The following is an 11,753-nucleotide window of genomic DNA, read 5'->3' as shown; positions in this document are numbered from 1 at the left end:
ATTCTTGCTTAAGCTTTAACTACTGAACCATTATCAAAAAATTCTCTAAAACGACGTGCTTCTTTATCCAGAGTAATTTCATCATTAACTTGCGATAACTTATAGCCAACAAAATAAGGTGGCGCTTCAAAACGTGTAATATATTTAGCACAAATACCGTCATCATTACGCGGATAAAAGAATAGATTATAAGAATCGCAGCGGCCATTATACATGATATTTAACAAATACTTGGCACCACTTTGAATCCAGTCAGCCCACAAGTCAATGCTATTTTTATCTAACAAGTTAATATTGAGCTCAGTGTAGCCTTGAACGGGATGTTCAGCAATGTTAACTTCTACCCCACTTTTTTCAAAAAGGGTCTCACCTTCAAAATTATTCGGGTGAATATATTTATAGCCATCTTCATGTTCAAAGCCAACTATCTGCATATGCGGGTGAATCAAGGAACCACCTGAATGTGGACCATAGTTCTTGTACCAAACAATTGACTCATATTGGTCACTAGCCTGCATTTTTTCAAAACAAGCTAGCGCAAAATGCATCAACTTGCGATTATGTTCCTGCGTATAAGTACTAATATCGCCGTTATGATCACTAGATTCAATTAGTACAGTCTGCCAGGTATCGCGCAAGGTCGGGAACTTATTCTTAAGCCAAATCATGTCATCTTCCTTGGCGTAAATATCAGTTAAATTTTCAACATCACAAAATGGGCAAACGTTTTTCTTCTTATCCTTACGATATGATTGCGGTTTGCCTTTAGCAATGCTCATTTGAAAAACAAGTGGATCATTAGTCATATTTATTCCTTTTTTTATTTAAAATAGTTTAAAGTCTAATGGGTAAAGTTTTACTATAATGTAAAATATTTTGTAGCTTTACTAGCATAAAAATACTTGTTATACTGTGTCAAAACAAACGTTTATTCGAAATTTACTAAGAGATGGGTTTTAATAATGCAATCTAGAACAGAAATGAGAAAACGAAATAATCGCAACAATCTCTATCTTATTATTATTGGCATAATTGTCGTAATTGCAATTATTTGTGGCTTTATCATTCATAATCAAAGAGTGGCTGCTGAACGTAGCCAGCGTGAATATGCTTCTACCCACTTCAACCCTAATGTAACAATTTATGGTGTGCAAGTAGGCAAGCTTACTGTTAACAAGGCGACTGCTAAGATCAATAAACAAGCTGATAATGTCGTCTTTTTAAGAAATAAAAAGATTATTGCTGAAAAAGACGATAATGTTCAAACTATCAGTCAAGCTGAAGTTAAAAATATTTTTACTAAACAACATACTGATTTGCCAAGTAAGCAAAAATACGTCTTCAAATCCGCCAAAATGGATGAAGCCAAAAAGAATTTGCAAAAGATTCAAAAGGCTGTCGTAACTTATAAAATTAACGGCAAGGAATATCAACTAAGAGCTGATGAATTAATCCACGAAGTTACTTACAAAGATGGCAAGTACAAGTTCACTGACGTTAAGAAGTTACATGCCAAATTGGAAAAAATCGATCAGGAAGTTAAAACTCTGAAGAAGAGTTACAAGTTCACTGTTCCCGTCGGCAACAAGGTCAACGGCAAAACAATTACCGTTAAGAACGAAAGCTATGGCTGGGGAATTTATGTCAAGAAAGCTGTAGCAGCAGTAGAAAAAGCCTTGATTAATGGTCAAACTACTGTTGATGGTAGCAAGTACATTTACGGTGAAGGCTACAGCACTTATGCCCACGGCTATGGCAAAAGCAATCATGGTATCGGTCAAAACTATGTCGTTGTTTCAATTAAAAACCAAGAATTGTGGGTTGTCCGCAAAGGTAAAGTTGCCGTTCATTTGAATGATGTAGTAACGGGAACCGAAGACAAGGGCAATGCTACGCCTAAGGGTGTTTGGTACATCATGTATAAGGAATCACCAAGCGTACTTCGTGGCTATAACGACGACGGTTCTAAGTATGCCTCCAAAGTACAATACTGGATGCCATTTACCTTGAGTGGCTGCGGTTTACACGATGCTAGCTGGCGTAACGACTGGAGTAAGTCAGCCTATCTTACTGGCGGTTCGCATGGCTGTGTTAACATTCGTCCAGCTGAGATTAGAAGCGTTTGGAACAATGTTTTGACCAACGACGCTGTTATCGTATATTAAAAATAAAGATTAATCGTCTACTTCAATTGAAGCAGGCGATTTTTTTGCGTAAAATTAATAGAAAAGATATAGATTTTTGAGAGGATTAGACATGTTAATTATTGGTATTATCTGCCTATTTGTGGCAGTGATTTCTTACTTCAAGTATCTTAGCGAAAAAAACGGACAAGCCAACCAAAAGCAAGCAGAAAACAAAAACGAGGCAAAATGGCAACGCACTTTAGCCATCATTTTCCTCGTTTTCGGAATTTTATTAATCGGTTATTGGATTGCATTGCGCTAAAAAAGACGTGAATTTTCACGCCTTTTTTAATGAAAATGCCCGGAAATCCCCGTATTTTAATGCGGGGATGGATAGGGCCAAGCTGACCTAGCAGTCAGCTTTTTTTATTTTAAAAATAGAGACATATGTTCGGCTTTCCTGTAAAATATAAATATCTAATATACAGAAGGAGGTGAAACACATGAAAAGAATGAGCAGTTTAGCCTATCATTTTGGCATCAAGCTTCGCTTTTATCCTAGTTCTAAGCAAAAGAAGATCATCAAGCTAAACTATGATGCGCAACGCTTTGTCTACAACTCTTATGTAGGACGCAATCGGACTAGCTACCATGCTAAGCACTACTTAGCTGTTAGACAATATCGAGCAATGCCTTTTGCCTTTTCTATTCTTAATAATTATGAGACTAGGTTGGCAGAAGAAGTAGTCACTAATAGCGAACTATTGGCTAAGCCAAAGAATATCCGCGATACTTATAGCTTTTTGCGTGTTAAAGAAATTGATAGTCTCGCTCTTGCCAATGCCATTCAAAATTATCAGAAGGCTTGGAACAACTATCGTAAGATTGGTCATGGAATCCCAACTTTCCATAAAAAACGCAGCGACTGGTCATATCAGACCAACTGTCAATATCCTAAGCAAAAAGAAGCTTTTCTTGATAATGGGACGGCTAGGTTTATTGATGCTCAGCACGTTAAACTGCCTAAGCTGGGAATTGTCCGCATTGTTGGTTTTAGAAAACTGATTAAAGAGCGCTTGCTTAACCATATTCCAACTCGAATCGGCACAGTCACGATAAAAAAGACCGCTGATGATCAATTCTATTTGTCAATGCAGTTAGGCAGTGATATTGCTTTTGTTAAAGAACTAGCCAAGACGCAGAATCAAATTGGCATTGACCTTAATTTAGATAATTTCCTGACGGAATCGAACGGATCAATGGTCGCTAATCCACGCTTTTACCGCAAAGCCAAAAAGAAGCTGGCTCGTGCTCAACGAGTATTATCTCGCAGGCAGCGCCGGGCTAAAAAAGAAGGACGCAATTTGCGGCTAGCAAAAAACTATCAAAAGCAGCGTTTAGTTGTAGCTAAACTGCACGATAAGATCAGAAGACAGCGTAATGACTTCTTGCAAGTTCTCTCAACTGCACTAATCAAAAACCACGATTTAGTAGTTGCCGAGGAACTAAGAAGCAGAAACCTGTTAAAGAATCATGCCTTGTCTCAAGCCATTTCTGATGTCGGTTGGCGCAGCTTCCTGAATATGCTGGCATATAAGGCAAACTTATATGGCAAAGAGTTCAAAACAATTGATCCTAAGTACACCACCCAAAGATGCCATCAATGTGGCAGTATTATGGGCCAAAACGGTTATAAGAAATTAACCCTTAAGGATCGGGAATGGACTTGCCCAATCTGTCAGATGCATCATATTCGTGATTGGAATGCGGCCGTGAACATCTTAGAAAAAGGATTAGGCAAGTGGCAGAATCCTAAAATAAAAGAAGCAGCCTAGAAAGGCTGCAGTCCGCTAGCAACTCGCGGACTTAAAAGGCTTTGGTAATTAGACGACCTCTATCGGCAATAGTCAAAAGATTACTGCTGGTAAGTCAAATCCGTATCTAAGCAAGTTGGTGTTCTGGTTGGCGCAAGCTAACGAGCCACCACGCCCCAGAATTTATTCTGGGGTAGTTGACATATAATTGATTACCACGTTACCCATGTTAGCTCTACCCTTTAAAACCAAGGTTGGGCCGCCTCCATTGCTCTTGCCTTTTACAATAACATTGCCTAAGCTAACGCTCAATTGATTCTCTAGCTCCCATGATAGTGGAATATAGAGATTAACATTGCCCATTGAAGCTGTTAAATTCAAAATTACTGTATCTCCTGCCGCCTTCGCATCATCGAGATAAATATTAGCATTACCAAATGACGCATCTAGCGTAATTGATTGCAAATGTTGGGAGTGAATGTAACGCGAAGAATCGCCAGCTATTTTTTGATTAATAACGATGTTGTCGCCATCTTCAATGATATCTTGATGGCTGACGCGATGTTTTGGTTGGGCGTTTGCTTCTGCATCCCCATCGCCGCTACTCCAATCAAATGATTTTTGGATGGTTATCGTTGGTTTAACGCTTCTTTTAAAGAGTAAACTCAAGCCAATTGAAACCAGTAAAGCGATAAATAGGATCATCCAAGCTGATAAAAGCTTTTTAATTCCTAGCGGTCCGGCATAAGTAATTACCAAAAAGGCAATTGAGAAAACTGAAACATAGATACTGCGATCAAGCAAGCCTTTGATTAAGCAAGCCACAAAAATGACGGTCAAAATAATCATCCAAAAGCCTATTTTAAAACTTAATAGTCCCAATTGACTCACAACTAGGAGTACAGCTGCAGCTAGCAATCCCACACCCCATAAAATTCTGCTAAAATTATTTTTCATAATTAAGACCTTCTTTCATCTAAGCGCATACGCAATTCTTTATAATATCGACGGGATGCATATACGGTTTTATAGGTATCATGAAATTGGATTTTACAATCCGAAATCGATCTAGTTAGACCATAAATTTGATCTAAATTAATAATTGTCGACTTGGAAATCCGCATAAAACCTGCGCCTAAAATATTTTCTAGCTCATACAATTTATGTTTATCCAAGCATGCCCTGTCTTGTGTATGTAGAATTACTTGCTTAGCATCTGTTTCAAAAAATAAAATTTTGTTCAGTGGTAAGTAGTAAGAAACATTATCCTTGAAGCACTCGATTTGATCTTCATGCTCTATATTTTGCAATTTGCGATAAAGCTGTTCCATTTCTGGAGAAATATTTTTAGCCTTAATAATCAATTCATCTTCTGAGGCATCTGGATCAATCTCAAGTTTTACTTTCATGTTCCTCACTCCCTTCCAAATCTGATAATCATATTAAAAAATATTTTAGCTAACTTTTCCATAGTTTTGAACTAAGCGGTAAATTTTACCTTCTAAGTGGTAAAAAAATAAGACGACATCTGCCGTCTTATTGCTTATTATCAATGTAAACTAGTAAAAAACGTTATCAATCCGAAAATAATTCCTGGGAAATTAGCCGTAAATAGTGGCCAATCTTTCTTTTCACCCAGAACTGCATAGAGTACCCAAATCGTACAGTTAATCGCTGCCACTAATGGCTGAACAGGATTCCCATAATTTCCGTTCAAGTTATTAATAATTTGTGGAATATAAGAAACGTACATCAGTACAGATAACACGGATCCAATACGTCCTATAGTTAATACAGTTTTTCGATCTAATCCTTTAAATTTTTTCAACAAATCTCTCCCTTATCGTTTATTGTATGAAAAACCAGAGATCATTGCAAAAAATCTAATTTTAGTGGACACCTTCCATTAGCACATTAATTCTCTTAACTAAAAAGAACATTATTACCGCAAAGGCTACGCTGACCAAACCAACAGCCATGAAATATTGGACTTCCGTGCCAGTTGAATAAAATTTAACAATCTGCGCATTAACCGCCTGACCTGTCGCATCAGCCATGAACCATAGACTCATCATTTGTGAACGATAAGCTTCTGGCGCTAACTTAGTGGTGATTGATAGTCCAATCGGTGAAATCAACATTTCCGCAATTTCAACTAAGAACCAAGAACCAACTAGCCAAAATGGACTAACCTTGCCTGCTGTACCATAAAGCATCCCTGGCAAAGCCATCCACATATAAGATAGACCAGCAAAAACTAGCCCTGCTGCAAATTTGCCTGGAGCTGTTGGCTGCTTTTTCCAATGTTCCCAAAGCCAAACGAAGATTGGCGTTAAAATCATAATGAATAATGGGTTAAGAGACTGGAAGTTGGCTGCCGCAAAATGCCAATTTCCAATATGAAGCACGGTTCTTTGAGCAGCAAATAGAGCTAAAACTACTGAACCTGATTCTTCAATGCCCCAAAAGATAGCTGCCGCAAAAAACAATGGAATGTAAGCCTTAACTCGTGACCGTTCAACCTTAGTTGCTTTTGAACTACGTAACATCATCACGAAGTAATAAATTGGCAAGGCAATTGCTAAAATAGTCAATAAAGTAATGACATTGTCAACGTTCAATTGACCAAAGCCGGCCATTGCAGCTAATACAAGGGCAATCACCACGAACCCAATAACTACCCACTTAATAATATTAAGCAAGTCACCCTTATCAATAGGATCATTAGGCGTCAAACTTTCAGGAGAAAGGTATTTTTTACCACCCCAAACATATTGCACTAAGCCAAAGAACATCCCGATTGCAGCTAAAGAAAAGCCGGCATGGAAGTTCATTTCATTACCAAAAATATGAAAGCCAAAACCTTGTGCTGCCCATGGAACTAACCAAGGTGCAAGAAATGATCCTAAGTTAATCCCAAAGACAAAGATGCTAAAACCCGCATCTCTTCTGCGATCTTCAACTGAATAAAGACCACCAACCATGTCAGATACATTTGGCTTTAATAAACCAGTACCAACCACAATTAAGGCAATTGAAGCATATAACGCCGTTACACCAGCTGGAAGTGCCAAGACAATGTGACCTAACATGATCAAAACGCCGCCATAAAAGACGGTTTTTCTTGAACCCCAAACACGATCAGACAGCCAGCCGCCAACTAGGGTTGATAAATAAACAAGTGAACCATAGATTGACATGATTGATGCAGCCGTTGTTTGGTCCATTCCCAGACCACCTTTGGTGACTGCATAATACATGTAGAAAAGCAGGATGGCGCGCATTCCGTAGTAACTGAAGCGCTCCCACATTTCAGTAAAGAATAACGTGGACAAACCCTTTGGTTGTCCGAAAAATGCTGTATTTGAATCTTGTTTCCCCAAATAAAAACTCCCTTCTTATCATAGATAAGCACAATAGAAATAATTATACCACGAAAAATAAGGATCCACTTTTTACAGTGAATCCTTATTTATTAGGTAATTATTGTTTCAAATTAATTGATTGCCTTAGCAACTGCGTTGTTAACAGCCACTTTTTCAGCTTCGATCAAGTCAACTTTACCTTCAATAACTTTAATATCCATCTTAATTTCACGACTAAGAAGTGGAATATTTACCTTTGGTTCAAAGAATTCTTTAAATTCTTTAAGTCTAGTTGGAGTATGGAAGACGCGAGTAGTTACTGTGATGAATGTTGTAAATTCCATGTCACCACCGACAGTCTTATCAAGCCAATCCCAATCTTCTCTAATCCAGTCCCAGGCTGCTTGTTGACCATGATGGTTGCTGAGCAAACCAGCATACCAGCCACGCAAGTCTTGTGGTTTAATTACGTCAGCATTTTCAAAATTATCAACAATTAACGCAACTTCGGCCGGATCAATCGTACTAGTAATTGCGCTACGAAGATCAACTTTGTATGAAGGATCAGCGGTTCTTTGATATTCCTTGATTAGGTTTTCGATTAGATTGTGGCTACCAAAGTTCTTTACTTCATTGATTAAAACATACGGACGAACATCAGCATTCATTGCTTCTAAATTGTCTTCATTAGCAGTGAAAATCTCATGAGCTGTTTTAATTGAGTCTTTATTTTCAGCGTAAAGACTGGCACTTAATTCATATGGACGAATTTGTGCATCTTCATCGCTTTCACCTGGCTTAACTTTCCAGCCCAAACGAGCAACTTGACTAGCGGATAACTTGTCATAAAGCTTCTTTAAGTCCTTTTCTTGAGCTGATTCAGGTTCAACAAATTGGCGCAACTTAGCAGCAGTAGCGTAAAGAGCATTAATAACTACACTTGACTTCGAGTCAGCAAATTTAGTCAAAAGTGGCACAACAGCAGCATAAGAAATTTGTTTACCTTCTGCTAAAAGACGTAAGTCTTGCAATAATTGCAATTTGGCAATTGGATCAAGTTCATCAACATGAGCCAAAATATCATCAAGCAAAGTCTTGTCATACTTAACGATAAAGTGTGAGTTGTTACCTACATTAATTCTAAGTGGGTGACCTGCTTCACTACGTAAATTCTTGTAGTAACCTAAGTCGATTTCCTTGTCAGACATAATCTTAGGTGCCTTGAAGTTAGCATTCAACGGAATTTGCCATTGTCTACCAACGTCTTTACCTTCACCAATGAAGAATTGTTGTTGTGAAAGCTTTAAGTGACCATCGCTACTATCAACATATGCACTAACTACTGGATAACCTGGTTGCTTTAACCATGAGTGCATAATCTTGCCAATATCAAGGTCAGTTGCGGTTGAAAGAGCATCCCAAAGATCGTCACCAGTGGCATTACCGAACTTGTGGTGGTCGAAGTAATACTTCAAGCCTTTTCTTAAGGCATCGTCACCAAGAAGTGAACGAACCATAACTAGCATTCTAGAACCCTTAGCATAAACAATGGCACTGTCAAAGGCAGAGTCAATATCTGCTGGATCATTGATTTCCATTTGAATTGGTTGAACACCGTCAGTAGCATCTCTAGTCAAAGCTGCAGGTGCTTCACTGGTTTGGAACATTTCCCAAATATGCCAATCAGGTTCTAGACCATCAACTGACAAGTATTCCATCATGTTAGCAAAACTTTCGTTAAGCCATAAATTATCCCACCATTTCATGGTTACTAAATCACCGAACCATTGGTGAGCCAATTCGTGAGTAATAACTGTAGCAACCAATTTCTTCATTTCAAGGCTAGTATTGTCTGGATCAAGCAGTAAATATGCTTCACGGTAAGTTACTAACCCCCAGTTTTCCATGGCACCAGCACTGAAATCTGGCAAAGCCAATTGCAATGATTGTGGAAGTGGATACTTAGTTTGGTAAAATTCTTCGTAAAATTCAATTGCGTTCTTAGCAACACCCAAAGCAAAGTCTAATTCCTTAGGCTTGTGGGCCTTAGTTGCATAAACACCAATTAAGACGCCATCCTTAGTGTGAGTAGTCTTTGATTGCAAATCACCAAAGGCAAAGGCAACCAAGTAACTAGACATGCGAACAGTTTCTTCAAAGTGGTGGTAGCCGTCCTTGTCCACTTCAACCTCAGGCATATTGGCAAGAGCAACTTCGCCATCTTCTTCATCCCACTTAAGCGCAAGACTAAAAGTAGCCTTAGCTTCTGGTTCATCAACACATGGAAAAGCTTGACGAGCAAAAGTAGTTTCAAATTGGGTACCAATAATTTGCTTCTTCTTACCTTCTAACTCGTAGTATGAAGGATAAATACCCATCATAGTATCAGTAAGTGGTGCACTGTATTCTACTTCGATAATCGCCTTACCGTTTTTGCCAGTTTCAATTTTAATGGCTTCGTCTTTTTCCAATACATCAAAAGGAACATCCTTGCCATCAACCTTAACGCTATCAATGGTCATGTTCTTTTGATTAATGAAAACAGGATTTTCGATTACTTCACCAGTAACAGTTGAAGTACCATTAATTTCCTTTTGCTTACGGTTTACGTTAATACGTAAATCATAATGTTCTGGGTGGAAAGTTTCATAAAAACGTTTAACTGCCATATTTTTCCTCCTAATTAATAGATCATTTACTTTTAATTTTACCAAAATAAAGAAAAAAGCGCTCAAAAAAGGCTATTTCTTATTGATTGTAAGGATGACGTTTCAGTTCTGTAACATTGCTGTCATATTGAGCTTGTACTATAGAAGTATAGTCATTAAGAAATAAATAAGTTTTGAAAGAATTAATTAAATTTAATAAGGAATGAATACATCAATGAATAAACATGTTAAATCTACTTTAGTAAAAATCTTAGCTGCCTTAGCACTTGCCTTTGCTTGTGTTGCAGTTGCAAATGCTTTTTCTACCAATACTTCAACTACTCAAACTGTTCAAGCTGCAAGAAAGCTTTCAAAAGCTGAAAAAGCTGCTAAGAGATGGATCGCAATGCGCGAATCAGGTGGTAGCTACACTGCTAGAAACGGTGTTTGTTACGGCAAATACCAATTAAACATTGGCTACTTACATGGTAACCTTTCACCTAAGAACCAAGAACGTGTTGCTGATAATTACGTTTACGGTCGTTACGGTTCATGGGTTAACGCCAAGAGATTTTGGTTAGCTCACAACTGGTACTAAAATTAAATTCCTTTAATTCCCAAAAGCTAAAGAAAACCAGCTTAGTCCAATTGACTAAACTGGTTTTTGTTTTACTCAAAATTATCTTGCTTGATAAAACGATAAAGTGCAATGACTAAAACTAAGATCGAGCACGCCATCCCTACATAGGCCATTGTTCCAATGTGGACAGCATTGTTAGCAGCCTCACGGGCTACTTGATTTTCCATTGCATAGCCCACAACCCATTTACGCATTAATACTGGCGTCAAGACAAAACTAACTGTACTAATAATTGAAGTCACTAACGCTACATTACGCGAATATGGTTCTTTAAAGAACTGTGCTAATACGCAGAATGCTGGAGCAATCATCAATAGCAAGATCCACATAATAATCCAGCGCCCAGAACTTGAATTCATCATCTGCGCACTATTAGTGGCATAACGATATGAGCTCCAAAGCGATCCACCAGATAAGGTATTAAGCAAACTCAAGAAATAAGATCCACGTTGTCCATAAACACCACCATTATTGGACAGAATACCTTGAACAAGTTGGAAACTATCAGTTGATCCAGCCGATGAAAAATCGACCGACACAACTTGCTTCATATAAGTAGCTAAAAACATGGTAACTGAGCCACCTAATTCTAGTGCTCTTAACATGCTTAATTTTCTTGAAGCTTTCAGATGAAATTCCAGACTTAAAACTCGATCAGGATGGTGACTGTGACCAATGATAAAAATCCCTGCAATGACGATCAAGGCTAAGATAACCAATCCCCACCAGAATTTAATCATGGCGAAAAATAAGGCTAAAACAATAATCGCAACCGAAATATATGGTCGGTCAGAAAAAATATTCCAAAAGTTCAACTTAACATGATGGTAATTTTCCCTTGATGCATTTGCGACATTTTGATTAATAATCGGCTGAGGATTACTAATTTTTCTGCTGCGAAATTCTTCACGTGTTGTTGCTCTTGTCTTAGTATAATTGGTCCGTGAACGATCTGCGCCGGCTTGACCGTGCTCTTTTTTCATGCGATATTCACGCCGCGACATATGTGCCATAAACTGCAGCCCCCTTCTCAAAGCACTATAGTAGCACATTATCACTTTTTTGCTTGAATTAAGAATGAAATTTCAGAGAAAATTTAGCTTTGTTTTGCATGTGCTAAAATGAATATTAATAATTGTGCTTTTTTTTAGAAAGAGATG

At 38.0% G+C, this 11,753-nt stretch carries 11 protein-coding genes; 4 read left to right on the top strand and 7 right to left on the bottom strand.

Features of this window, described 5'->3' with window-relative positions:
* Window positions 1-8: 8 nt before the first annotated feature.
* Window positions 9-806 carry a DUF4931 domain-containing protein gene (locus CP363_RS01985; RefSeq protein WP_005723748.1) on the bottom strand — a complete coding sequence of 266 codons (798 nt, stop codon included), beginning with the start codon at window positions 804-806 and terminating at the stop codon, window positions 9-11.
* A gap of 156 nt (window positions 807-962) precedes the next feature.
* Between CP363_RS01985 and CP363_RS01980 the strand changes: the two genes are divergently transcribed.
* From CP363_RS01980 to CP363_RS01970, 3 genes are all read left to right on the top strand, one after another.
* Window positions 963-2,165: a L,D-transpeptidase family protein gene (locus tag CP363_RS01980; RefSeq protein ID WP_089150395.1), complete on the top strand. Its 1,203-nt coding sequence runs from the start codon at window positions 963-965 to the stop codon at window positions 2,163-2,165.
* A 91-nt stretch (window positions 2,166-2,256) separates the two neighbouring features.
* Complete coding sequence (locus CP363_RS01975; protein WP_013086978.1) at window positions 2,257-2,448, top strand: hypothetical protein; 192 nt, start codon at window positions 2,257-2,259, stop codon at window positions 2,446-2,448.
* A 181-nt stretch (window positions 2,449-2,629) separates the two neighbouring features.
* Entirely contained in the window at window positions 2,630-3,961 is a 1,332-nt protein-coding gene (locus tag CP363_RS01970; protein WP_098035752.1) for an RNA-guided endonuclease TnpB family protein, read from the top strand.
* A 162-nt stretch (window positions 3,962-4,123) separates the two neighbouring features.
* On the opposite strand, the gene CP363_RS01965 is transcribed toward CP363_RS01970, so the two are convergent.
* The 5 genes from CP363_RS01965 to CP363_RS01945 form a co-directional block, all read right to left on the bottom strand.
* A complete protein-coding gene (locus CP363_RS01965; protein WP_013086980.1) occupies window positions 4,124-4,897 on the bottom strand; it encodes a membrane protein in 774 nt (257 codons plus the stop codon).
* Between the two features lie 2 nt (window positions 4,898-4,899).
* Complete coding sequence (locus tag CP363_RS01960; protein ID WP_013086981.1) at window positions 4,900-5,349, bottom strand: LytTR family DNA-binding domain-containing protein; 450 nt, start codon at window positions 5,347-5,349, stop codon at window positions 4,900-4,902.
* Window positions 5,350-5,489: 140 nt separating this feature from the next.
* Window positions 5,490-5,771: a SemiSWEET family transporter gene (locus tag CP363_RS01955; protein WP_080514219.1), complete on the bottom strand. Its 282-nt coding sequence runs from the start codon at window positions 5,769-5,771 to the stop codon at window positions 5,490-5,492.
* Window positions 5,772-5,829: 58 nt separating this feature from the next.
* Complete coding sequence (locus tag CP363_RS01950) at window positions 5,830-7,323, bottom strand: peptide MFS transporter (protein WP_098035751.1); 1,494 nt, start codon at window positions 7,321-7,323, stop codon at window positions 5,830-5,832.
* 113 nt (window positions 7,324-7,436) lie between these two features.
* Entirely contained in the window at window positions 7,437-9,974 is a 2,538-nt protein-coding gene (locus CP363_RS01945) for a M1 family metallopeptidase (protein WP_098035750.1), read from the bottom strand.
* A gap of 214 nt (window positions 9,975-10,188) precedes the next feature.
* Between CP363_RS01945 and CP363_RS01940 the strand changes: the two genes are divergently transcribed.
* Entirely contained in the window at window positions 10,189-10,551 is a 363-nt protein-coding gene (locus tag CP363_RS01940; protein WP_005726721.1) for a hypothetical protein, read from the top strand.
* A 71-nt stretch (window positions 10,552-10,622) separates the two neighbouring features.
* On the opposite strand, the gene CP363_RS01935 is transcribed toward CP363_RS01940, so the two are convergent.
* Window positions 10,623-11,606, bottom strand: coding sequence for a hypothetical protein (locus CP363_RS01935; protein WP_013086986.1), 984 nt, complete (start codon window positions 11,604-11,606; stop codon window positions 10,623-10,625).
* Between the last annotated feature and the right edge of the window lie 147 nt (window positions 11,607-11,753).

Origin of the sequence: Lactobacillus sp. UMNPBX12, from assembly GCF_002553955.1 — a bacterium.
Classification (GTDB): domain Bacteria; phylum Bacillota; class Bacilli; order Lactobacillales; family Lactobacillaceae; genus Lactobacillus; species Lactobacillus crispatus.
Note: the sequence above shows the minus strand (reverse complement) of the source record. Positions and strands in the feature narration are given on the sequence as shown.